Source organism: Photorhabdus khanii NC19 (genome assembly GCF_000517265.1).
GTDB lineage: Bacteria > Pseudomonadota > Gammaproteobacteria > Enterobacterales > Enterobacteriaceae > Photorhabdus > Photorhabdus khanii.
Genome location: NZ_AYSJ01000002.1, coordinates 1,046,273 through 1,070,150 on the forward strand (window position 1 = coordinate 1,046,273; position 23,878 = coordinate 1,070,150).

18 protein-coding genes are annotated in these 23,878 nt (G+C 46.0%); 16 read left to right on the forward strand and 2 right to left on the reverse strand.

The genetic code is table 11. The features are described from left to right. The first annotated feature begins 276 nt into the window (after positions 1 to 276). The gene (gene yfbV / locus PTE_RS04185; protein ID WP_036843570.1) at positions 277 to 732 is read left to right on the forward strand and encodes a terminus macrodomain insulation protein YfbV; all 456 of its coding nucleotides are present in this window, start codon (positions 277 to 279) and stop codon (positions 730 to 732) included. Between the two features lie 122 nt (positions 733 to 854). Next, on the forward strand, positions 855 to 2,687 hold the full coding sequence (locus tag PTE_RS04190; RefSeq protein ID WP_036843374.1) for an SLC13 family permease: 1,833 nt from the start codon (positions 855 to 857) through the stop codon (positions 2,685 to 2,687). On the opposite strand, the gene yfbR is transcribed toward PTE_RS04190, so the two are convergent. Both yfbR and PTE_RS04200 read right to left on the reverse strand, forming a co-directional pair. Further along, the gene (gene yfbR / locus PTE_RS04195) at positions 2,684 to 3,277 is read right to left on the reverse strand and encodes a 5'-deoxynucleotidase (RefSeq protein WP_036843375.1); all 594 of its coding nucleotides are present in this window, start codon (positions 3,275 to 3,277) and stop codon (positions 2,684 to 2,686) included. The two genes, PTE_RS04190 and yfbR, sit on opposite strands and share 4 nt — an antisense overlap. A 527-nt stretch (positions 3,278 to 3,804) precedes the next feature. Then, a complete protein-coding gene (locus tag PTE_RS04200) occupies positions 3,805 to 5,019 on the reverse strand; it encodes a pyridoxal phosphate-dependent aminotransferase (RefSeq protein ID WP_036843377.1) in 1,215 nt (404 codons plus the stop codon). An 807-nt stretch (positions 5,020 to 5,826) separates the two neighbouring features. Here PTE_RS04200 and hexA point away from each other — a divergent pair. The 14 genes from hexA to nuoN all read left to right on the forward strand — a co-directional run bounded on the left by hexA (position 5,827) and on the right by nuoN (position 22,448). Further along, on the forward strand, positions 5,827 to 6,759 hold the full coding sequence (gene hexA, locus PTE_RS04205; RefSeq protein WP_036843378.1) for a transcriptional regulator HexA: 933 nt from the start codon (positions 5,827 to 5,829) through the stop codon (positions 6,757 to 6,759). A 708-nt stretch (positions 6,760 to 7,467) separates the two neighbouring features. Further along, complete coding sequence (locus PTE_RS04210) at positions 7,468 to 7,917, forward strand: NADH-quinone oxidoreductase subunit A (protein ID WP_023045489.1); 450 nt, start codon at positions 7,468 to 7,470, stop codon at positions 7,915 to 7,917. 15 nt (positions 7,918 to 7,932) lie between these two features. Further along, a complete protein-coding gene (locus PTE_RS04215) occupies positions 7,933 to 8,607 on the forward strand; it encodes a NuoB/complex I 20 kDa subunit family protein (protein ID WP_036843380.1) in 675 nt (224 codons plus the stop codon). A gap of 90 nt (positions 8,608 to 8,697) precedes the next feature. Further along, entirely contained in the window at positions 8,698 to 10,497 is a 1,800-nt protein-coding gene (gene nuoC, locus PTE_RS04220) for an NADH-quinone oxidoreductase subunit C/D (protein WP_209435491.1), read from the forward strand. A gap of 2 nt (positions 10,498 to 10,499) precedes the next feature. Beyond that, complete coding sequence (gene nuoE / locus PTE_RS04225; protein ID WP_036843384.1) at positions 10,500 to 11,048, forward strand: NADH-quinone oxidoreductase subunit NuoE; 549 nt, start codon at positions 10,500 to 10,502, stop codon at positions 11,046 to 11,048. Then, a complete protein-coding gene (gene nuoF, locus PTE_RS04230; protein WP_036843385.1) occupies positions 11,045 to 12,409 on the forward strand; it encodes an NADH-quinone oxidoreductase subunit NuoF in 1,365 nt (454 codons plus the stop codon). Before nuoE ends, nuoF begins: the two co-directional genes overlap by 4 nt. Before the next feature lie 75 nt (positions 12,410 to 12,484). After that, positions 12,485 to 15,211 carry an NADH-quinone oxidoreductase subunit NuoG gene (gene nuoG / locus PTE_RS04235; protein ID WP_110742779.1) on the forward strand — a complete coding sequence of 909 codons (2,727 nt, stop codon included), beginning with the start codon at positions 12,485 to 12,487 and terminating at the stop codon, positions 15,209 to 15,211. After that, positions 15,208 to 16,185: an NADH-quinone oxidoreductase subunit NuoH gene (gene nuoH / locus PTE_RS04240; protein ID WP_036843387.1), complete on the forward strand. Its 978-nt coding sequence runs from the start codon at positions 15,208 to 15,210 to the stop codon at positions 16,183 to 16,185. Before nuoG ends, nuoH begins: the two co-directional genes overlap by 4 nt. A 14-nt stretch (positions 16,186 to 16,199) precedes the next feature. Continuing rightward, entirely contained in the window at positions 16,200 to 16,742 is a 543-nt protein-coding gene (nuoI, locus tag PTE_RS04245; RefSeq protein WP_036843389.1) for an NADH-quinone oxidoreductase subunit NuoI, read from the forward strand. A gap of 12 nt (positions 16,743 to 16,754) precedes the next feature. Further along, positions 16,755 to 17,300 (forward strand): NADH-quinone oxidoreductase subunit J, encoded by a 546-nt coding sequence (gene nuoJ / locus PTE_RS04250; RefSeq protein WP_036843390.1) that lies wholly within the window; start codon positions 16,755 to 16,757, stop codon positions 17,298 to 17,300. Beyond that, complete coding sequence (nuoK, locus tag PTE_RS04255) at positions 17,297 to 17,599, forward strand: NADH-quinone oxidoreductase subunit NuoK (RefSeq protein ID WP_036843392.1); 303 nt, start codon at positions 17,297 to 17,299, stop codon at positions 17,597 to 17,599. Before nuoJ ends, nuoK begins: the two co-directional genes overlap by 4 nt. Beyond that, complete coding sequence (gene nuoL, locus PTE_RS04260) at positions 17,596 to 19,443, forward strand: NADH-quinone oxidoreductase subunit L (protein WP_036843393.1); 1,848 nt, start codon at positions 17,596 to 17,598, stop codon at positions 19,441 to 19,443. Before nuoK ends, nuoL begins: the two co-directional genes overlap by 4 nt. A 20-nt stretch (positions 19,444 to 19,463) precedes the next feature. Continuing rightward, positions 19,464 to 20,984 carry an NADH-quinone oxidoreductase subunit M gene (nuoM, locus tag PTE_RS04265; protein ID WP_036843396.1) on the forward strand — a complete coding sequence of 507 codons (1,521 nt, stop codon included), beginning with the start codon at positions 19,464 to 19,466 and terminating at the stop codon, positions 20,982 to 20,984. A gap of 6 nt (positions 20,985 to 20,990) precedes the next feature. Continuing rightward, positions 20,991 to 22,448, forward strand: coding sequence for an NADH-quinone oxidoreductase subunit NuoN (gene nuoN / locus PTE_RS04270; protein WP_036843399.1), 1,458 nt, complete (start codon positions 20,991 to 20,993; stop codon positions 22,446 to 22,448). Positions 22,449 to 23,878 lie beyond the last annotated feature (1,430 nt).

Consider the following 23,878-nt stretch of genomic DNA (forward strand, 5'->3'; position numbering starts at 1 on the left):
ATGCCAGGTGTAAAGAGCATGATGATAAGGTTTACATTTTTTTAAGAACCTTTTTTACCCGCCTGGTGTTAAATCATAGGGTGATTTATTAACAAAATGAGCCTAAATGCAGTAAAAAAGGTAAAATATGCTGCTTTACTGCTATGGACAGTATAAACGTGGGTGTAGGATACCGATAGCCAGCAGTAAAGACAAAATATACTTAATCCTACAAAAAATATTTTATCTTTTACATTCTTTTTTTAAAAATTATGTTTTTAATTGATCGAGGTCATGATGAGCACAATGCCTCCTGCCAGTAGCGGATGGATAAGAAAGATGCGATTGGGACAGCAATATATGAAGACTTGGCCGATTGAGAAACAACTTGCGCCAATGTTTCCTGAAAACCGGATTATTAAAGCAACTCGTTTTGGTATCCGGTTGATGCCACCGTTGGCTATTTTTACGCTGACGTGGCAAATCGCACTGGGTGGTCAACTGGGCCCGGCTGTTGCGACTGCGCTGTTTGCGTGTAGTTTACCTATGCAAGGATTATGGTGGTTGGGGAAACGGGCATCAACACCCTTGCCTGCGACGTTGCTGAAATGGTTTCATGAGATCCGTGCTAAATTTGTCGAAGCCGGTATCGCAATGGCACCGGTGCAACAAACGCCGACTTATCAATCTCTCGCAGAGCTGCTGAAACGGGCGTTTAAACAACTCGATCGGTCGTTTCTTGATGATATTTAGCCGGAAGAAATTGAAAAAACAGACATATTGTTGATCGCAACTGGAGATTTTCCCTCAATAAAATGGTCTACTAATCACGTTTTCGACACCATATCTTCTTTAATTTTTTGATAGAGGCCATTTTGAGTAGCGAACTCTTGTGGGTGCTGACCCTGCTATTGATAGCTATCGTTCTGTTTACCACCAATAAACTTCGTATGGATATTGTCGCGTTATTGGTGATTATCGCGTTTGTCATGAGTGGAACCTTGACGCTGAGTGAAGCGACCAGTGGTTTCAGCGATCCCAACGTTTTGCTGATAGCAGCCTTGTTTGTTATCGGTGAAGGGCTGGTGAGAACCGGTGTCGCTTATCAAATGGGGGATTGGCTGGTAAGAGTCGCCGGAAACAGTGAAACCAAGATGTTGGCGTTACTGATGATGACAGTTGCCGGTCTTGGTGCTTTTATGAGTTCTACGGGGGTGGTGGCGATTTTCATTCCGGTGGTACTGAGTGTTGCGGCCAGAATGAAAATTTCGCCGGGGCGGTTGATGATGCCACTGAGTTTTGCCGGGCTTATCAGTGGCATGATGACGTTGGTCGCGACGCCACCCAATATGGTCGTTAACAGTGAATTGATTCGGGAAGGGTTGCCCGGTTTCAAATTTTTCTCCATTACCCCCATTGGTGTTTTGATTCTGTTTGCTGGCATTGGCTATATGCTGATCGCGCGTCATTGGCTGGCAAAAAACCAGTCTGATAACGGTAATGATAAATGGAACCGCCGCACTTTCCGTGACCTTATCCGCGACTATAAATTATCAGGTCGTGCCCGTCGCCTGGCAATCCGGCCAGGTTCCCCGCTGATTGGCTTCTCTCTTGATGAATCGAATTTGCGTGCCCGCTATGGGGCTAATGTCGTTGGTATTGAGCGCTGGCGGCGTTTCCGGCGTGTTATGGTCAGCGCGGTCGGCAATACAGAATTGAGAGAACGGGATGTCTTGCTGATTGATATGTCAGACAGTGAGGTGGATCTGCGGCAATTTTGCAGTGAACAATGGTTGGAGCCGATGGTACTGCGCGGGGAATATTTCTCTGAACAATCCCGTAATGTGGGTATGGCGGAAGTCTCTCTGATCCCAGAATCAGACTTATTGGGTAAGTCCCTGCGGGAAATGCATTTTCGTACCTGCTATGGTTTAAATGTTGTCGGCATTCGGCGTGATGGTGAACCGTTGTTGGGTAAACTGGTGGATGAACCACTGCAACTTGGGGATATTTTACTGGTTATTGGTGACTGGAAACTGATCCGCGTTCTGCAAACTAAAATGCGCGATTTTATTGTTCTCAATTTGCCCATTGAGATTGAGGAAGTGGCCCCGGCAACATCTCAGGCTCCACATGCACTTTTTAGTCTGGCGCTGATGGTTGCTATGATGCTTACCGATGAAGTCCCCAATGTGATTGCCGCGTTGATAGCTTGCCTGTTGATGGGGAAATTCCGTTGTATCGATATGGAAAGTGCTTACCGTTCTGTTCACTGGCCCAGTATTATCCTGATTGTCGGGATGATGCCGTTTGCACTGGCATTACAGAAAACCGGCGGGATTGATCTGATTGTCTGCGGCCTGATGGATATTGCGGGTGATATGGGGCCGAGGGTAATGCTGTTATGTCTGTTTGTACTTTGTGCGGTAATTGGTTTGTTTATTTCCAACACGGCAACGGCGGTATTAATGGCGCCGATAGCCATTGCTGCGGCGCGTGAAATGGCCGTATCGCCTATGCCATTCGCCATGATTATTGGTGTGGCCGCTTCTGCTGCATTTATGACCCCGGTTTCATCACCGGTGAATACGTTGGTTCTTGGTCCGGGTGGTTATAAGTTTTCTGATTTTGTCCGTTTGGGTGTGCCGTTTACCGTTTTGGTGATGGTGATCAGTGTGCTGGTTATCCCTTGGTTGTTCCCATTTTAATCTGGGATATCGAGGCTAATCTCATCCAGTGACAGGCTGAACCCAGGTACAAAAACTGCCATAAAGTAATCCATCTCTTGGCTGTGGCGAGCAGCCAGGGTTTTTTCAAGCCGGGCTTTCGCCAGATTGAATTCACTGTTACCTGCTGATAGCTCTTCCAGACATTTGAGATAAGCGCACAGGGCGTCGGCCTGTTTAACTATAAAAATTTCTTCTTCTGTATGCTGGCTGTCATCCAATATCGGACGAAAATCTTCTTGCAACTCCGCTGGTAGCATTTCCAGTAATTTTTTCTGCGCGATTTTCTCTATTTTTTTATATTCCCGTGCAATATGCGGGTTGTGATATTTGATAGGGGTGGGTAAATCCCCGGTGATAACTTCGCTGGCATCGTGATACATCGCCAGCAACGCAATGTGTTCAGCATTCACATTGCCACTGAATTTGCGGTTTTTAATAATCGCTAAAGCGTGTGCGACAAAGGCCACTTGCAGGCTGTGTTCAGAAACATTTTCTGTGCGTACATTGCGCATAAGAGGCCAACGATTAATCAGTTTCAGACGGGAAAGGTGGGCAAAAAAGTGGCTCATATTCATTCTCTTAATTTACATTTACTATTAACTGGCAGTGTTATAATCATAATGGGTTTCTTTTTTTTAAAGAAATTTATTTTTCCACTCCATTTTATATACAAAACGTATACAAAAATTTCATATAATTTACAATAGTTCATTATTCCTTCAAGCGATCTCCTTTATCAAGTTTAATAAATGCGATGTTTAATTCTTTTATATCCTGTCAATGCCTTATATAATCGCCATAAAATTCCCGGTGAAAATAAAAAAAACGAGTCTGTGTTACCGGTAAAAAATGAAAATTGACTGACCTTAATTTTGTAAAATGTCGTCATTTGATATCAATAAAGAAAGTAATAGAAATGGTTACCAGAGATTTCTGGCTGACAGGTGACGTGTTCACCAGTGAAGACAAATCGGTCAGGTTAATTTATCGGTGTAATCGGTGCAGAAGAAAGTCGGTTTTCTTCTACACCGAGAGAACTCATGGTATGAATAATGTCTGTTATCAGTAATATCCGCTTATCGAATGGTTCTTATTTTTACTGATGATATTTGCCAATAAATCGGGCGAATTTCTGAATGGCCATCTCCAGTTCATCAAGCCTTGGCAGTGTTACGATGCGGAAATGATCGGGTTGCGGCCAGTTAAATGCCGTTCCCTGCACGAGCAGGACCTTCTCTTGTAATAAGAGGTCAAGTACCATCTTCTGGTCATCATGAACGTTAAAACGCTTCGCATCAATTTTCGGGAACATATATAAAGCTCCCTTAGGTTTCACGCAGGAAACGCCGGGGATTTGATTAATTAATTCCCATGCTTGGTTGCGTTGTTCATACAAACGACCACCCGGTAAAATGAATTCACTGATACTCTGGTAACCGCCTAATGCGGTTTGAATAGCGTGTTGCATTGGCACATTTGCACATAAACGCATTGATGCCAGCATCTCTAAACCTTCAATATAGCTCTTGGCGTGCTTTTTCGGACCGTTTAATACCATCCAGCCCTGACGAAAACCAGCTACCCGATATGTTTTAGATAATCCGTTAAATGTTACCGTTAACAAGTCAGGGGCAAGTGCGGCAATTGAATGATGCTCGGCATCGTCATATAAGATTTTGTCGTAAATCTCATCAGCAAAAATAATCAAATTATGCTGACGGGCTATTTCAACAATTTCCAGTAACAGCGCCTTACTATATACAGCACCCGTTGGATTATTGGGGTTAATAATCACAATCCCGCGCGTGCGAGGGGTAATTTTGTTACGGATATCATCTAAGTCAGGAAACCAATCTGCCCCTTCGTCACACATATAATGTACGGCTTTTCCGCTGGAAAGTGAAACCGCCGCAGTCCAGAGAGGATAATCGGGGGCAGGAACCAGCATTTCATCACCGGTATTCAGTAATGCCTGCATTGCCTGAACGATTAATTCAGAAACACCATTGCCGATATAAATATCTTCAACACTCACATCCAGCATATTCCGGGCTTGATAATGTTGCATGATCGCTTTACGTGCAGAATATAGACCTTTTGAATCGGAATAACCCTGTGCTGTTGGTAAGTTGCGGATAACATCAACCAGGATTTCATCGGGTGCTTCAAAACCAAAAGGGGCTGGATTACCGATATTTAATTTGAGGACTTTGTTACCTTCTTCTTCAAGGCGTTTAGCTTCCTTGAGTACGGGTCCGCGGATGTCGTAACAAACATTATCCAATTTGCTGGATTTTTTAACTGCTAGCATAGAGTCTTACCTTAATCTTGGTAAAAAGGGGTACCTGGCATATAGCGTCTGACATTTAATGTACTCTTCCCTCCAGGTGTTTTGAAGATGCATTGATATATTTGGTTAAAATGGTTGTTTTAGTAGGGGTGTTGTTATTTTAGTATCTTTTTATGCAAATTATGTCAGTGTTAAATTCTTAAATTTATTGTAATGTTGAATTTATAATCTGAATTGTTCTTGTTTTTTAGTGTGGATATGAAGCATTTTTAACGTCACAGCGGCGTGGTTACGTGGTTATGGGGGGGAAATGAGCACGGCTCAATTTGCCAATAAAAATGATTGTGTTTGTATAATTTATTCTTATGTATAAGATTTGTCTTGAATTGGCAATTTAGAACTATATATTTTAGAAAGATCGAACAATATTTTGATCATTTCTGGAAACTAGTTGTAAATTTATCTGAATAGGATTATCAAACATTAGTAATATTGTAGATTTTTACTTTATATTTAGTTTTTCTGATATAACTTATGTTATTCTTTGACGTGAGTCAGAAAACAAAATAACCAAACTAGAAATCACATATAGGGTGTTGTAAATAGGGATTGTCCTTAGTTTATTTAGGAATCCGAGTAACTTTTGCTAAGACAGAGAGGAGAAAATAAAACCCACTATGGGTTCAATAGGTAAAAAAACAGCAGTAAATCTTTGCCCTATTTAATAGAGTAGAGTACTGTCTAACCGATGTTATTTAATTTGATAGTGCTTACGTAAAAACACCAGGCTAGTAGTAATTAAAATCAAAAAAAAGTGATGAATAAACAATGATAAATGCAAATCGTCCGATAATGAATCTCGATCTCGATCTGCTAAGAACTTTTGTTGCTGTTGCTGATTTAAATACGTTCGCAGCAGCAGCAGCAGCAGTCTGCAGAACGCAATCGGCTGTAAGTCAGCAAATGCAACGTTTGGAGCAGTTGGTGGGCAGAGAGTTGTTTGCCCGCCACGGCCGTAATAAGCTTCTTACAGAGCATGGTCTTCAACTTCTTGGCTATGCAAGACAGATCCTGCGCGCTAATGATGATGCCAGTGCATCATTAACCTATAGCGATGCAGAAGGTGAGTTAAGAATCGGTGCATCCGATGATACTGTGGATACACTGCTCCCTTTTTTGTTAAATCGCATCGCTTCGGTTTATCCGCGGATGGCAATAGATGTTCGTATAAAGCGAACCCAATTTATTGAAAGTATGCTGGATAGCCATGAGATCGATTTAGCGCTAACAACGGCAAAGATCAGTCATCATCCAAGGACTGTTCTGCGTTCGACACCGGTATTATGGCATTGCGCCCCTGATTTTCAGCTACAGACGAACGAGCCTGTGCCGCTGGTTGTGATGGATGAAACGAATCCATTCCGCCAATTGGCGCTGGATACGCTGGATGAGGTCGGGATATCGTGGCGTATTGCTTATGAGGCTGCTTCTCTGTCGGCTGTTCGCACGGCAGTGAATGCCGAAGTCGGTATTACTGCCCGTCCTTTGGAAATGCAAAATGCTGATCTGCGTATTTTAGGCGAGAGTGAAGGGCTTCCTCGTTTGCCTGAAACTCAGTTTTCTCTATATAGACATAGTAATGAACAGAATGAATCTGTTCTGACTGTTTTTAGTGCGATAGAGAATAAGAAAACCCTATACACTATATCGGGTGTTTCTGAAGAACCGCTTTCTGATGATGGCGACATTATTAAAGAGTAATATCTAAAGCACTTAATCTTTTGCTAATACCTCCATTATGGATGAAAGGAGGTATTAGCTTTCCAGATATATTTATAAGTAATCATCAACTAAACTCACCTTATTTTGCCGTTATCATGATCATTGAATATACGGTGGCTTTTTTCCTAACCCCTTCCTGATTTGGTTAACAAATTGTTATATTGTTAACAAAGTAATAATTTGCAGAATTGATAAAATAAGCGTTTCTGTAGTTAACCGTGGTTTTTTTCTTATCTCACGGATGAAAAATATAATTTCCTCAGATTTGAATGAATTATCATCAGCGTTAACATTTTTTTCTGCCAAACTGTGTACTTGATCAAAGAAATACCCCCTATGAAACAGTGGAAAGGCCGGTTTTTCCTGAGATAATGATGTAGTAAAAGCGAGTTATCGGTTAAACTAGATTCCGACGCTGTTTGCCTGTCAAGTGACTGACACGTTTTAGCCGTGCGGTAGCACGATCTGTTAAGATTAAGTTTGTTGTTTGTAAATAAATGTTAGATTAATTTTGTCATAACAGACAAAATATTGTTGAGAGGAGTAAAAACCAAGAAGATTCACTCCATCAATCATTGATTAGCAGTGTTTCAGATTTGGTTGTTACCCCTTCCCTTGAATCGATGTGGTGCAACACTGCCAGACAAAAGAGCAGACATTTTTGACACCACTTTTGATGAGTAAGCAATGAGTATGTCAACATCCACTGAACTCTTTGCCCATCACTGGGCATTCGCGGTATTTCTTTTAGGTGCTTTCGGTCTGTGTGCTTTGATGCTGTTAGGGGCGTTTTTTCTGGGCGGGAGAGCTAAAGCCCGGGCAAAACATATCCCTTATGAATCAGGTATTGATTCTGTCGGCAGTGCTCGTCTCCGTATGTCGGCCAAGTTCTATCTGGTTGCCATGTTCTTTGTCATCTTCGATGTCGAAGCCCTGTTTCTATATGCATGGTCAGTTTCTATCAAAGAGAGTGGCTGGTTAGGCTTTATCGAAGCAAGTATTTTCATTTTGGTGTTATTGGCAGGCTTGTTTTACCTGGTGCGTATTGGTGCGCTGAATTGGACGCCATCCCGATCAAGTCGCCAGGTGAGTAAACCAAGCGTTGTGATTAACATTAACAATAGTCATCCGCAGTAATAGCGAGGCATAAAGATGGATTATACGCTCACCCGCATAGATCCGAACGGTGAGAATGACCGTTATCCCCTGCAAAAACAGGAAATTGTCGTTGACCCACTGGAGCAACACGTCCACCGTAGTGTTTATATGGGCAAACTGGAACACGCTCTGCATGATTTGGTGAACTGGGGACGTAAAAACTCCCTGTGGCCTTATAACTTCGGTCTTTCCTGCTGTTATGTGGAAATGGCGACATCATTTACTGCCGTTCATGACGTCGCCCGTTTTGGTGCTGAAGTTTTGCGTGCGTCACCCCGTCAGGCGGATTTTATGGTGGTCGCTGGAACCTGTTTTACCAAAATGGCTCCGGTTATTCAGCGCCTTTATGACCAGATGCTTGAGCCGAAATGGGTTATCTCAATGGGAGCCTGCGCCAACTCTGGTGGTATGTACGATATCTACTCTGTGGTTCAGGGGGTTGATAAGTTTATCCCCGTTGATATTTATATCCCTGGTTGTCCTCCCCGCCCTGAAGCCTATATGCAGGCTCTGATGTTGTTGCAGGAGTCGATCGGCAAAGAGCGTCGTCCGTTGTCTTGGGTCGTGGGCGATCAAGGGGTTTACCGTGCCAATATGCAGTCAGAAAGAGAACGTAAGCACGGGGAACGTATCGCAGTGAAAAATCTGCGTACACCAGACGAAGTTTAGGGCTTTTAGCCGTACAGCGTAACCAGAGCAATGTGTTGCGATAACAATACCTGATCAAAACAAACACTGATCAAAGCGTTGTGGTGAAGAATGATGATAGATCAGATAGCGCAAGAAAGCGCCCGGCCTGCGTGGCAAACTCATGACCATCTTGATGATCCGGTTGTGAGTGAGCTGCGTAACCATTTTGGCCCGGATGCCTTTACTGTTCAGCCAACCCGCACCGGTATACCGGTGGTCTGGGTGAAGCGTGAACAATTACTGGAAGTAATCACTTTTCTGAAAAAACTGCCTAAGCCTTATGTCATGCTATTTGATTTGCATGGCATGGATGAACGCCAGCGTACTCACCGCCAGGGGCTGCCTGACGCGGATTTTTCTGTGTTTTATCATTTACTTTCTATTGAGCGTAACCGCGACATTATGTTGAAGGTTGCGCTTAGTGAGAAAGATTTGCATCTCCCGACGGCAACTCCTCTGTTCCCAAATGCCAACTGGTATGAGCGCGAAACATGGGAGATGTTCGGGATTGTCTTTAACGGCCATCCGAACCTGCGCCGCATTATGTTGCCGCCGACTTGGGAAGGGCATCCGCTGCGTAAGGACTATCCGGCCCGTGCGACAGAATTCGATCCTTTCGAGCTAACCCGGCAGAAAGAAGATCTGGAAATGGAAGCGTTGACTTTCAAGCCGGAAGAGTGGGGAATGAAACGGGGTACCGATAACGAGGACTTCATGTTCCTTAACCTTGGTCCTAACCATCCTTCTTCTCATGGTGCATTCCGTATCATTCTTCAACTGGATGGCGAAGAGATTGTCGATTGTGTACCGGATGTTGGCTATCACCATCGCGGTGCGGAAAAAATGGGTGAGCGCCAGTCCTGGCACAGCTATATTCCCTATACAGACCGTATTGAGTACCTCGGTGGTTGCGTCAACGAAATGCCTTATGTGCTGGCGGTGGAAAAGCTGGCGGGTATTGAGGTGCCTGATCGGGTGAAAACCATTCGTGTCATGTTGTCGGAATTGTTCCGGATTAATAGCCACCTGTTGTATATCTCGACCTTTATTCAGGACGTCGGTGGGATGACACCGGTGTTCTTCGCCTTTACCGACCGCCAGAAAATTTATGATCTGGTGGAAGCGATTACCGGTTTCCGTATGCACCCGGCATGGTTCCGTATTGGCGGTGTGGCGCATGATCTGCCGCGTGGTTGGGATAAATTGCTGAATGATTTCCTGAACTGGATGCCGAAACGCCTTGATTCCTATGTGAAAGCGGCGCTGAAAAACAGCATCTTGAAAGGCCGTTCTATTGGCGTTGCTGCCTATAATTCTAAACAAGCTCTTGACTGGGGCACGACCGGGGCCGGTTTGCGGGCAACGGGTATTGCATTTGATGTACGTAAATGGCGCCCATACTCTGGTTATGAAAATTTTGAATTCGACGTGCCGATTGGTAATAACGGCGACTGTTATGACCGTGTGATGCTGAAAGTGGAAGAAGTCCGTCAAAGTATGCGGATCCTGAAACAGTGTCTGAAAAATATGCCGGAAGGCCCATTCAAGGCCGATCACCCATTGACGACTCCACCGCCGAAAGAACGCACTTTGCAGCATATTGAAACCATGATTAACCACTTTCTGCAAGTGTCATGGGGGCCGGTAATGCCAGCAAATGAGTCTTTCCAGATGATTGAAGCAACCAAGGGTATCAACAGTTACTATCTGACCAGTGACGGCAGTACCATGAGTTATCGTACCCGTGTCCGTACACCGAGTTTTCCTCATTTGCAGCAAATTCCTTCGGTGATCCGCGGTAGCTTGGTTTCTGACCTGATCGTGTATCTGGGCAGTATTGATTTTGTTATGTCTGATGTGGATCGCTAACTATGCAAAGTGAAATTAACGCGAATGCTCAACAGGCGCGCCTTGATGTGGTTAACGTGACAGAGCCTCAGGCAAAAGCAGGTTTTGTACTGAGTACCGAAGAGCACGATGCGATTGAGCATGAAAAACACCATTACGAAGATCCGCGCGCCGCTTCTATCGAAGCATTGAAAATTGTGCAGAAGCATCGTGGTTGGGTGCCGGATGGCGCCATTTACGCGATTGCTGATGTGCTTGGTATTCCCGCCAGTGATGTGGAAGGTGTGGCAACATTCTACAGCCAGATTTATCGCCAGCCAGTGGGCCGCCATATTATCCGTTACTGTGACAGCGTGGTTTGTCACATTACCGGTTATCAGGATGTCCAGGCCGCTATTGAAAGGCATTTGAAGATCTGTCCGGGCCAGACGACGCAAGACGGGCGTTTTACGCTGCTGCCAACCTGTTGTCTGGGTAACTGTGATAAAGGTCCGACCATGATGATCGATGACGATACTCACAGTTCTGTCAAACCTGAAGAGATTGAGAAGTTACTGGAGCAGTATCCATGACAGCACATTCAGGAATAAAAGAAATTATCCGTACTGAGGAAACCCATCCTCTTACCTGGCGCTTGCGTGATGACAAACAGCCGGTATGGCTGGATGAGTACCGCAGCAAAAGTGGTTATCGCGGTGCTGAAAAAGCACTGAAAGGCATGGCTCCGGCAGAAGTGGTTTCTTTGGTAAAAGACGCCGGGCTGAAAGGTCGTGGAGGTGCCGGTTTCTCCACCGGTCTGAAATGGAGTCTGATGCCGAAAGACGAAAGCATGAATATTCGTTATCTGCTGTGTAACGCAGATGAAATGGAGCCGGGTACTTACAAAGACCGTTTGCTGATGGAGCAGCTTCCTCATCTGCTGGTGGAAGGGATGCTGATCAGTGCGTTTGCCCTGAAAGCTTATCGTGGCTATATCTTCTTGCGTGGTGAATATGTGGAAGCGGCGGTGCATCTGCGTAAAGCCATTGAAGAAGCTAAGGTGGCAGGTTTGTTGGGTAAAAATATTATGGGCAGCGGCTTTGATTTTGAGCTGTTTGTTCATACTGGCGCAGGGCGTTATATCTGTGGTGAAGAGACCGCGCTGATTAATTCCCTGGAAGGCCGTCGGGCTAACCCTCGCTCAAAACCGCCATTTCCAGCCACTTCCGGCGCATGGGGCAAGCCGACTTGTGTCAATAATGTTGAAACCTTATGCAACGTTCCCTCAATTCTTGAATTCGGTAAAGAGTGGTATATCGGCCTGAGTGCGGGCAAGAGTAAAGATGCCGGTACTAAATTGATGGGATTCTCCGGTCGGGTGAAAAATCCGGGGTTGTGGGAATTGCCATTCGGGGTGACTGCCCGTGAAATTCTTGAAGATTATGCTGGTGGCATGCGTGACGGCCTGAAATTCAAAGCGTGGCAACCGGGTGGCGCAGGAACAGACTTCCTGACCGCTGAACATCTGGATCTGCCAATGGATTTTGAAAATATCGCTAAAGCGGGCAGCCGTTTGGGTACTGCGTTGGCAATGGCTGTTGACCACGAAATCAACATGGTTTCTCTGACCCGTAATCTTGAAGAATTCTTTTCCCGTGAATCCTGCGGCTGGTGTACCCCATGTCGTGACGGACTGCCGTGGAGCGTGAAAATTCTGCGTGCAATAGAACGTGGAGAAGGGCAGCCAGGGGATATCGAAACGTTGGAACAGCTCTGTCGCTTCCTTGGGCCGGGTAATACATTTTGTGCTCATGCACCCGGGGCTGTGGAACCCTTACAGAGTGCCATCAAATATTTCCGTGATGAATTCGAAGCTGGAATTGTGACCCAAGACTATGGGAACACTCACCTGATTGCGGGTATCCAACCAAACCTGCTAAAGCAGCGTTGGTAATGGGTTCTTCACGAAATTAGCAGAATTTTTGATTAACACTTGCTGAAAAGCAGGTCACTTGGAAGCATGCTGACTATGGCTACGATACATGTAGACGGCAAAAAATATGATGTAGACGGGGCTGATAACCTGTTACAAGCTTGCCTCTCTTTAGGGCTAGATATTCCTTATTTTTGCTGGCATCCAGCGCTGGGAAGCGTTGGCGCTTGCCGCCAATGTGCGGTAAAGCAATACCAAAACGCGGATGATACGCGCGGTCGTCTGATTATGTCCTGTATGACTCCGGCAACGGATGGCACTTTCATCGCTATTGATGATGAAGAGGCCAAACAATTTCGTGCGAGTGTGGTTGAGTGGCTGATGGCCAACCACCCGCATGATTGTCCCGTGTGTGAAGAAGGGGGCAACTGCCACTTGCAGGATATGACCGTGATGACCGGCCATACATTCCGTAAATACCGTTTCACTAAGCGTACACATATTAACCAGGAATTGGGGCCGTTTATTTCTCATGAAATGAACCGCTGTATTGCCTGTTATCGCTGTGTGCGCTACTACAAAGATTACGCTGACGGCTCTGATTTTGGTGTCTATGGCGCTAACGATAACATCTATTTCGGTCGCCCTGAAAGCGGCACGCTGGAAAGTGAATTCTCCGGTAATCTGGTAGAAATCTGCCCGACTGGGGTATTCACTGACAAAACCCATTCCGAACGTTATAACCGTAAATGGGATATGCAGTTTGCGCCAAGCATCTGCCAGCAGTGCAGTATTGGCTGTAACACCAGTCCTGGGGAACGTTATGGTGAATTACGCCGTATTGAGAACCGTTATAACGGTACGGTAAACCACTACTTTATGTGTGACCGCGGTCGCTTTGGCTACGGTTATGTCAACCGTAAAGACCGGCCTCGTCAGCCACAACAATTGCGTGGTGATCATTGGATCTCGCTTAACGCTGAACAAGCTATGCAGGGTGGGGCGGATATTTTACGTCAGGCCAAAAATGCCATTGGTATCGGTTCACCACGGGCCAGCCTGGAAAGCAATTTTGCCCTGCGTGAACTGGTGGGCGCGGAAAACTTCTATAGCGGGATTGCTGCTGCTGAACAGCAACGCCTGGATATGATGTTGGAAATTCTCCAGCAGGGTGGCGTTTATACGCCGTCGCTGCGTGAAATTGAAAGCTACGATGCGGTGCTGATTTTAGGTGAAGACCTGACTCAGACCGGTGCCCGTATGGCACTGTCCGTTCGTCAGGCGGTGAAAGGCAAAGCCCGCGAAATGGCAGCAGCTCAGAAAGTCGCTGACTGGCAGATTGCCGCGGTGATGAATATCGGCCAGCGTGCTAAATATCCCCTGTTTGTGACTAACGTGGATGATACCCGTCTGGATGATATCGCGGCGTGGAATTACCGTGCGCCGGTTGATGATCAGGCCCGTTTTGGTTTTGCCGTCGCTCATGCATTGGATAACACGGCACCGGCAGTCGAAAATTTACCTGATGAACTGAAAGCGAAAGTGGAAATGGTTGCGCAGGCACTGATTGGCGCGAAGAAACCATTGATTATCAGCGGCAGTAACGTGGGTAGTGATGCGATCATTCAGGCGGCAGCCAATGTTGCCTGGGCGCTGAAGGATAAAGGCTCAGATGTCGGTCTGTCGTTTGTCGCGATCTATGCGAACAGCATTGGATTAGGAATGATGGAGGCCCAGCCACTGGATGTTGCTTTGCAACGTATTAGCAGTGGTCAATCTGATACGGCTATCGTGATGGAAAATGATCTCTATCGACATGCGGCAGCCGATAAGGTCGATGATGCACTGAACACGCTGAAAAACCTGATTGTGGTTGACCATCAGCGCACGGCTATCATGGATAAAGCCCATCTGATCCTTCCGGCTGCCAGCTTTGCAGAAAGCGACGGCACGCTAGTGAATCAGGAAGGCCGGGCACAGCGTTACTTCCAGGTTTTCCAGCCTTCTTTCTATGACAAATCCGTGGTGATGCTGGAGAGCTGGCGTTGGCTGCACTCTCTGCACGCGACTTATACCGAATGTCATTTGGATTGGACTCAGCTTGACCATGTTATTGATGCTTGTGTTGGCGTGATGCCACAGCTTAAGGGCATTGTTGATGCTGCGCCTGATTCCACATTCCGCATCCGTGGTCAGAAACTGGCGCGTTCACCGCACCGTTACAGTGGCCGTACTGCGATGCTGGCGAATCTCAGTGTCCATGAGCAGCGTCAGCCACAGGATATTGATTCAGCGTTTGCTTTCTCAATGGAAGGCAACAATAGCCCTGATGCAAATCGTCAGCAGGTTCCGTTTGCCTGGGCGCCGGGCTGGAACTCACCGCAGGCGTGGAATAAATTCCAGGCGGAAGTCGGTGGTCATCTGCGCTTTGGTGATCCGGGTGTACGTCTGATTGAAACGACTGACGGTGGTCTGAACTACTTTGATCAGATTCCGGCTGAATTTTCTGTACGGGATAACCAATGGGTCGTCGCGCCTTACCACCACCTGTTTGGCAGTGAAGAATTAACCCAACGTTCCGATGTGATTCAGGAACGTATGCCGGAGCCTTATGTGATGCTCAATAACAAAGATGCGGATCAACTGGGAGTGAAAACAGGTTCTATTCTGGAGTTTGATTGTTTTGGTCAGCAACTGCGTTTGGCAGTTCGTTTGAGTGAAAAGCTCGCTCAAGGTCAGATTGGCTTGCCAATGGGAATGCCGGGTATTCCTCCGGTACTGGCGGGTGTTTCAGTGAATAATCTGCGGGAGGCGGCACAATGAGTTGGTTAACCCCCGACGTTATTGATGTACTGATCGCTATTCTGAAATCGGTGGTGATCTTGGTGGTGGTGGTTGCCTGTGGGGCATTAATGAGCTTTGGTGAACGACGTTTGCTGGCGTTGTTTCAGAACCGTTATGGGCCAAACCGTGTCGGTTGGGGCGGATCATTACAGATCGTGGCCGACATGATCAAAATGTTCTTCAAGGAGGACTGGGTACCTCGTTTTGCTGACCGGTTGATCTTTACCTTAGCGCCTGTTATTGGTTTCTGCTCTCTGTTGCTTGCCTTTGCCATTGTGCCTATCACTCCGAACTGGATGGCTGCGGACCTCAACATCGGCATTTTATTCTTCATGATGATGGCGGGTCTGGCTGTCTACGCGGTTTTGTTTGCCGGATGGGCAAGTAACAACAAATACTCCCTGCTGGGGGCGATGCGTGCTTCTGCACAGACACTGAGTTATGAGGTGTTTCTCGGCCTCTCTTTTATGGGCGTTGTTGCACAGGCTGATTCCTTCAATATGGTGGATATCGTCAACGCACAGGAACACATGTGGAATATCATTCCTCAATTCTTTGGCTTCCTGACTTTTGCTATCGCGGGTGTGGCCGTGTGTCACCGTCACCCATTTGACCAGCCGGAAGCAGAACAGGAACTGGCTGATGGCTACCACATTGAATACTCCGGTATGAAATTTGGTCTGTTCTTCGTGGGTGAATATATCGGTATTGTCACGGTTTCTGCCTTGATTGTGACAATGTTCTTTGGTGGTTGGCACGGTCCATTCCTGCCGCCGTTTGTCTGGTTTGCGCTGAAAACTGCGTTTTTCATGGTGATGTTCATCCTGATACGTGCCTCTTTACCGCGCCCGCGTTATGACCAGGTAATGGCATTTGGCTGGAAAATTTGTTTGCCGCTGACCTTACTAAACCTGCTGGCGACTGCGGCAGTGATTTTGTACAACGCTCAATAAGGGGGGAATGAACCATGACATTAAAAGAGTTAGCGGTTGGTTTCGCCACCCAGGTACGCAGTATTTGGATGATTGGCCTGCATGCTTTTCATAAGCGCGAAACCCAAATGTATCCTGAAGAACCGGTTTATCTGCCACCCCGTTACCGTGGCCGTATTGTGTTGACACGTGATCCGGACGGCGAAGAGCGTTGTGTTGCCTGTAACCTGTGTGCGGCAGTTTGCCCGGTTGGCTGTATTTCATTGCAAAAGGCCGAGCATAAAGATGGTCGCTGGTATCCGGAGTTTTTCCGCATTAACTTCTCACGTTGCATTTTCTGTGGTCTGTGTGAAGAGGCTTGCCCGACTACCGCAATCCAGTTAACACCGGATTTCGAAATGGGGGAGTTTAAGCGCCAGGATCTGGTGTATGAAAAAGATGACCTGACGATTTCAGGGCCAGGTAAATATCCTGATTATAACTTTTACCGTAAGACAGGTATGGCGATTGACGGCAAATCAAAAGGTGAAGCCGACGACGAAGCAAAACCTATCGACGTTAAAAGCCTGTTGCCGTAAGGAGCGATATTCATGGAATTTACGTTTTATACCGCCGGGCTGGTTGCGATATTGGCAACCATCAGGGTGATTACACACACCAATCCAATACACGCGCTTTTGTATTTGATTGTTTCTCTGCTGGCGCTTTCAGCGGTGTTTTTTTCGCTGGGTGCTTATTTTGCCGCAGCGCTGGAGATCATCGTTTACGCCGGGGCCATTATGGTGCTGTTCGTTTTCGTGGTGATGATGCTTAACCTTGGCAGATCTGTTGTTGAACAGGAGCGTATTTGGCTGAAACCGCGGACCTGGGTTGGTCCGGGTCTGCTGTCAGCCGTGTTGCTTATCGTGCTGGTGTATACCATTGTCAACGTTTCTCATGGTGATATTGCCGACAATATCACGGGGGAAGTTGTCAGCGCCAAAGAAGTGGGTATCAGCCTGTTTGGCCCCTATGTGCTGGCTGTTGAACTGGCTTCTCTGCTGTTACTGGCCGGTATGGTGGTGGCTTATCACATAGGCCGTGAACACAAACAGGGTGAAGTGCTCAGTAACCGAAATGCGGAGGAACAACCATGATACCTCTTCAACATGGACTGATTTTGGCGGCAATCCTATTTGTTCTGGGCCTGACCGGGCTCATCATCCGTCGTAATCTGTTGTTTATGTTAATTGGCCTTGAAGTGATGATTAATGCTGCGGCTCTGGCTTTTGTGGTGGTAGGCAGCTATTGGGGGCAGCCGGATGGTCAGGTGATGTTCATTCTGGCGATTAGTTTGGCTGCGGCAGAGGCGAGTATTGGCCTGGCGTTGTTATTGCAGCTTTATCGTCGTCGCCAGAGTCTGAATATTGATACAGTCAGTGAGATGCGCGGATGAACTTACTCTATTTAACAATTCTGCTGCCACTGCTGGGATTTTTGCTGTTGGCATTTTCCCGTGGCCGCTGGTCTGAAAACACATCAGCCACCATCGGGATTGGTTCTGTTGGTCTGGCTGCGCTGGTGACTTTGTGGGTTGCTATTGATTTCAACAGCCAGAATGTGGCGGGTGATCTGGTTTACAGCCAAAACCTGTGGAACTGGATGGAGGTTGGGGATTTCAGTATTCCTTTCACGCTGGTTCTTGATGGTTTGTCTCTGACCATGCTGAGTGTGGTCACCGGTGTTGGTTTCCTGATCCATATGTATGCCTCATGGTATATGCGTGGTGAAGAGGGTTATTCCCGTTTCTTCGCTTATACCAACCTGTTTATCGCCAGCATGGTGATACTGGTTCTGGCAGATAACATGATGCTGATGTATCTCGGCTGGGAAGGGGTGGGGCTGTGCAGTTATTTGCTGATTGGCTTCTACTATACCAACCCGGCAAATGGTGCCGCGGCAATGAAAGCCTTTGTCGTTACCCGTGTGGGTGACGTCTTCCTGGCTATCGGCATGTTTATTCTGTATGACAATTTGGGAACCCTGAACTTCCGCGAATTGGCGGTTTTGGCACCGCAACATCTGGAAGCCGGTTCTTCGGTGATTACCTGGGCGACCCTGATGATATTAGGGGGAGCAGTCGGTAAATCAGCTCAATTGCCGTTACAAACCTGGTTGGCTGATGCGATGGCCGGCCCGACGCCGGTTTCTGCGCTTATTCACGCCGCAACGATGGTGACCGCCGGGGTTTATCTGGTTGCCCGAAGTCACGGTCTGTTCTTGATGGCCCCGGAAATCCTGCAATTGGTTGGGACTATTGGCGCTGTTACTCTGGTGTTGGCAGGTTTTGCTGCGTTGGTGCAAACCGATATTAAACGTGTACTGGCTTACTCAACGATGAGTCAGATTGGCTACATGTTCCTGGCGTTGGGGGTTCAGGCGTGGGATGCGGCAATCTTCCACCTGATGACGCACGCATTCTTTAAGGCGCTGTTGTTCCTGGCCTCGGGTTCCGTCATCCTGGCTTGTCATCACGAGCAGAATATTTTCAAAATGGGTGGATTGCGTAAATCCATTCCGTTGGTTTATATCTGCTTCCTGGTCGGTGGCGCGGCGCTATCGGCGTTGCCAATCGTCACTGCCGGTTTCTACAGTAAAGATGAAATTCTGTGGGGGGCAATGTCACATGGTCATATCAACCTCATGTTAGCGGGTCTGGCCGGTGCGTTTATGACGTCTCTGTATACCTTCCGTATGATTTTTATCGTGTTCCACGGTGAGGCAAAAACCAAAGCGCACCCGGTTAAAGGGATTACCCATCACCTGCCATTACTGGTATTGCTGGTGCTTTCCACCTTTGTGGGCGCATTGATTGCGCCACCACTGGCGGGTGTGTTGCCGCAAGACCATGCAACGGGCGATACAGGTAAAATGATGCTGGAAGTGGTTTCTGGTGTGGTGGCGGTTGCGGGTATTTTGCTGGCGATGGCACTGTATTTAGGTAAACGTCAGTTGGTGAATAGCGTGGCGCAAAGTGCTCCGGGACGCTTCTTTTCCGTATGGTGGTTTAATGCCTGGGGCTTTGATGTTCTGTATGACTGGGTATTTGTTAAGCCATTCAAGAGCATTACCCATTTATTACGGAGCGATCCGCTAAATTCACTGATGAATATTCCGGCGGTGTTATCACGCTGGAGTAACAAAGGTCTTAGCCTGAGTGAAAATGGGCAAGTCCGTTGGTACGTTGCCTCTATGGGGTTGGGTGCAGTGCTGGTTTTAGCTCTGCTGCTACTGGTTTAATTTAAGGGACACATTGCGCCATGCTATTACCTTGGCTAATTCTTTTGCCCTTCATCGGAGGTTTGCTGAGCTGGCAGACTGAACGCTTTGGTACCCGTGTACCACGTTGGATCGCGTTAATTTCGATGGGGTTGACTCTGGTGCTCTCACTGCAATTGTGGTTGCAGGGGGGCTATACCCTGGCTAATCCGCAGGGGATCCCTCAATGGCAATCAGAATTTTTTATGCCGTGGATCCCACGTTTTGGTATCAGCATTCACCTTGCACTGGATGGTTTATCCCTGCTGATGGTCGTGTTGACTGCGCTGCTGGGGCTGATGGCTATTCTCTGTTCATGGACGGAAAATCAACCATATCAGGGCTTCTTCCACTTGAACCTGCTGTGGATCCTGGGTGGTGTGATGGGGGTGTTCCTCGCTATCGACATGTTCCTGTTCTTCTTCTTCTGGGAAATGATGTTGGTACCGATGTACTTCCTGATTGCATTGTGGGGACACAGAGGATCAGGCGGTAAGACCCGTATCACCGCGGCGACCAAATTCTTCATTTATACCCAGGCGAGCGGTCTGGTGATGCTGATTGCGATTATGGCGCTGGTATTGGTGCACTACAACGGGACAGGCGAATGGACATTCAGTTATGAGAAATTACTGAATACGCCAATGTCACATACCGTTCAATACCTGCTGATGTTGGGTTTCTTTATCGCCTTTGCGGTAAAAATGCCGGTTGTGCCTTTGCATGGGTGGTTACCGGATGCTCACAGTCAGGCACCAACTGCGGGTTCTGTTGACTTGGCGGGGATCTTGTTGAAAACGGCGGGTTATGGTCTGTTGCGTTTTGGCTTGCCACTGTTCCCGGAGGCTTCTCACGAGTTCACCCCAATCGCCATGTGGTTGGGTGTGCTTGGGATCTTCTATGGCGCATGGATGGCATTCAGCCAGACAGATATCAAACGCCTGATTGCTTATACCAGTATCTCGCATATGGGATTTGTGTTGATAGCGATTTACTCTGGCAGCCAGCTTGCTTACCAGGGGGCGATTATTCAGATGATTGCTCATGGTTTATCAGCCGCGGGCCTGTTTATTCTTTGTGGTCAGCTTTATGAGCGCTTGCATACCCGTGATATGAATCTAATGGGGGGGTTGTGGCGACGTGTGCAGTTTTTGCCTGCGTTGTCGCTGTGCTTTGCTGTTGCGACCCTGGGGATGCCGGGAACCGGTAACTTTGTCGGTGAGTTTATGATTCTGTTTGGCAGTTTTAGTGAATACACGTTAATTATAACGATCTCTGTGTTCGGACTGGTTTTCGCTTCTGTATATGCCCTGTATATGATGCAGCGGGCTTATTACGGCGCGCCAAAATCAGATGAGCCACTAAGACGGATGGATATGCGGGAAATATCTATTGTCATGTTGCTGTTGATATTACTGGTGGTGATGGGCTTCTACCCACAACCTATCCTTGATACTTCAGCGGCAGCGATGGATAACATCCAGACCTGGTATTCAGCTTCAATTTCAACTACAAGGCCGTAATTCGCCATGACAATAACTCCTCAACAACTGATCGCGCTGTTACCGCTGTTGATCGTCGGATTGACGGTAGTGGTTGTGATGCTGTCCATTGCGTGGCGACGCGATCACTTTATCAATACCACGCTGACCGTAGTAGGTTTGAATCTGGCTCTGCTGTCCCTCTACTTTGTTGGGCAGCAGGAAGCGATGGATGTCACCCCACTGGTTCATGTGGACGGCTACGCTATGCTCTATATCGGTCTGGTACTGGTTGCGAGCCTGGCAACGTCTACTTTTGCCTATTCCTGGCTGGAAAACTATCCGGATAACAAAGAAGAGTTCTACCTGCTGGTGCTGATTGCGACCGTGGGCGGTATTCTCCTGGCTTGTGCAAACCATCTGGCATCATTGTTTATCGGTATTGAACTGCTTACTTTGCCGCTATTTGGTTTGATTGGTTATGCCTATCGTCAGAAACGCTCTCTGGAAGCGGCGATTAAGTACATGCTGTTGTCTGCGGCAGCATCTTCTTTCCTGCTGTTTGGTATCGCGTTGCTGTATGCGGAATCCGGCGATCTCTCTTTTGCTGCCTTGGGTCATCGTTTGTCTGACAGCTATATCTACCAACCTTTGATACTGGCAGGTCTGGGTATGATGGTTGTTGGCATTGGCTTCAAACTATCACTGGTTCCCTTCCATCTTTGGACACCGGATGTTTATCAGGGGGCGCCTGCACCTGTTTCTACCTTTCTGGCAACAGCCAGTAAGATAGCGATTTTCGCAGTAGTGATGCGCCTGTTCGTTGAAGCACCGATGGCGGACAGTGAAGCGTTGCGCACGGTATTAACCGTCATTGCGATTGCCTCTATGTTGTTCGGTAACTTGATGGCGCTGACTCAGACGAATATCAAACGCCTGCTTGGTTACTCTTCTATTGCCCACTTAGGTTATCTGTTAGTGGCGCTGGTAGCGGTACAAAACAACCAGCTTGCAGAAGAAACCGTGGGTATCTATCTGGCGGGTTATCTGTTTAGCAGCATCGGTGCGTTTGGTGTCGTTAGCCTGATGTCCAGCCCATATAAAGGACCGGATGCGGATTCCCTCTACTCATACCGTGGCCTGTTTTGGCATAAGCCGATTTTGTCTGCGGTAATGACAGTGATGATGTTGTCACTGGCGGGTATCCCAATGACATTGGGCTTTATTGGTAAGTTCTATGTGATTGTCGTGGGTGTACAGGCTGAACGGTGGTGGCTGACTGCGGCGGTGGTTCTTGGCAGTGCTATCGGCCTTTATTACTATCTCAGAGTGATGGTGAGTCTGTACTTGCATGCGCCAAAAACCCTTAACCGTGATACACCGAGGAATTGGGCCTTAACTGCCGGTGGGATGGTCGTGCTGATTTCTGCATTATTGGTACTGGCGCTGGGTATCTGGCCTCAGCCACTGATTGATGTGGTACAACAAGCGAAAATCATACTCTAAATAGTCAGTCGGTTGTGATGAATTATTTGGAATAATCGAAACCCGGTAAGGTTGTCCTTACCGGGTCAGTTTTGAAAAGACTTGGGTTATAAAAATAAAATTTTTTATTTATTAAAATAGTCTCGTCATATGATTTTAGGTTTTCTCTTAAAACCATGTCTATTTAAATGATGTTTAAATAAATCAGTAAATTCATTTAATAATATTTTATTACAGGAAAATTAATTAGCCAGAAAGGTTATAATGATTAAAGGGATATTTAAGTGTTAAAAGAGCACGAAAATATCTTTTAAAAATAACGATATGAATTTATTATAGCGTTAAATTACATTAAAGGTATGAAATATAGGTATAATTTAAATAAAATCGTAGAAAAGCAATGTTATTGGCTAGTATAAAATAAGTTTAAAAGGGCATATTTAACGTGTCGCGGTGTTGCATAATAAATGCAACATAATAACGATAAAAGTAATCCAGCTCGATTTGATTAAATCATTTATTTGCGAATTTTGTCATTGGGATTATTTATAAACGATTATTTAACTGGCTGATAAAAAGTTTAATCCCCAGTTGAAAACATTATTAAAATCGGTTTGTTTTTTTAATATATTGTCTTTTTAATCTATTTTATATTCTTATTTTCCTTTTTTACAGGGTGTATAATCATTAATAAAGCCAATTCTTTTTCTCATTTTTCACTGATGGTTTTATGGTGATCGGGTTTTAATCGGTTATTAAAAGCCATTTTTTTGACCTCTGGTTTTACTCATTGTTTTTATTACTCTTAATACCTGATTTCTATTAAGTTTAATCATCATGGTATATTGTGTTTTACGTTTAATCAACGTTAATCATACTTGATTTTTATCTTTGTTGATGCTGTTTTAATGGCAATTTTGAACAGTTTTCATAAGTTACCTTCTTATCTTTTATCTTTATAAATCAACCAGTAAATAGCTTGGTGGTATAAAGATGCCCATTTATGTTTTTTCGGATAATATTCTTTTTTCGCTGATTTCTTTTCAATTTTCTGTTAATGGTTAATAGGATTCGATTAAATTTGATTAACATCTTTTTAAAAATCTGTACTTATAGTTAAATCCGTCTTTTAAGGGAAATGTAGGTAAAAAGATAAAATGAATATGGTTAAAAAGGTGATGTCGAGTAAAGCGATTCTCATTCCGAGAGTTTTCTTATTTTTTAATTAAAAATTCATTTAATGAAGGGTTTTTATTGAGCTATTTTGAGCCTGTAATTTAAATTTACCCATTTTCATTAAATCGATATTCTGATTTTCTCGTTTCTCGTTTCTCGTTTCTCGTTTCTCGTTTCTCGTTTTTCTTTTTTCTTGTATTTGATTTTTAGGCTTAAAACCAAAGGGGGTAATAGATATATTTTAGCAAGACCCGCCGTAAACCCTCGCCCAGTGC

Excerpts from the sequence above, each read along its gene's own strand:
- yfbV (WP_036843570.1), top strand. The coding sequence starts at position 277 with ATGAGCACAATGCCTCCTGCCAGTAGCGGATGGATAAGAAAGATGCGA.
- yfbR (WP_036843375.1), bottom strand. The coding sequence starts at position 3,277 with ATGAGCCACTTTTTTGCCCACCTTTCCCGTCTGAAACTGATTAATCGT.
- PTE_RS04200 (WP_036843377.1), bottom strand. The coding sequence starts at position 5,019 with ATGCTAGCAGTTAAAAAATCCAGCAAATTGGATAATGTTTGTTACGAC.
- hexA (WP_036843378.1), top strand. The coding sequence starts at position 5,827 with ATGATAAATGCAAATCGTCCGATAATGAATCTCGATCTCGATCTGCTA.
- PTE_RS04210 (WP_023045489.1), top strand. The coding sequence starts at position 7,468 with ATGAGTATGTCAACATCCACTGAACTCTTTGCCCATCACTGGGCATTC.
- PTE_RS04215 (WP_036843380.1), top strand. The coding sequence starts at position 7,933 with ATGGATTATACGCTCACCCGCATAGATCCGAACGGTGAGAATGACCGT.
- nuoC (WP_209435491.1), top strand. The coding sequence starts at position 8,698 with ATGATGATAGATCAGATAGCGCAAGAAAGCGCCCGGCCTGCGTGGCAA.
- nuoE (WP_036843384.1), top strand. The coding sequence starts at position 10,500 with ATGCAAAGTGAAATTAACGCGAATGCTCAACAGGCGCGCCTTGATGTG.
- nuoF (WP_036843385.1), top strand. The coding sequence starts at position 11,045 with ATGACAGCACATTCAGGAATAAAAGAAATTATCCGTACTGAGGAAACC.
- nuoG (WP_110742779.1), top strand. The coding sequence starts at position 12,485 with ATGGCTACGATACATGTAGACGGCAAAAAATATGATGTAGACGGGGCT.
- nuoH (WP_036843387.1), top strand. The coding sequence starts at position 15,208 with ATGAGTTGGTTAACCCCCGACGTTATTGATGTACTGATCGCTATTCTG.
- nuoI (WP_036843389.1), top strand. The coding sequence starts at position 16,200 with ATGACATTAAAAGAGTTAGCGGTTGGTTTCGCCACCCAGGTACGCAGT.
- nuoJ (WP_036843390.1), top strand. The coding sequence starts at position 16,755 with ATGGAATTTACGTTTTATACCGCCGGGCTGGTTGCGATATTGGCAACC.
- nuoK (WP_036843392.1), top strand. The coding sequence starts at position 17,297 with ATGATACCTCTTCAACATGGACTGATTTTGGCGGCAATCCTATTTGTT.
- nuoL (WP_036843393.1), top strand. The coding sequence starts at position 17,596 with ATGAACTTACTCTATTTAACAATTCTGCTGCCACTGCTGGGATTTTTG.
- nuoM (WP_036843396.1), top strand. The coding sequence starts at position 19,464 with ATGCTATTACCTTGGCTAATTCTTTTGCCCTTCATCGGAGGTTTGCTG.
- nuoN (WP_036843399.1), top strand. The coding sequence starts at position 20,991 with ATGACAATAACTCCTCAACAACTGATCGCGCTGTTACCGCTGTTGATC.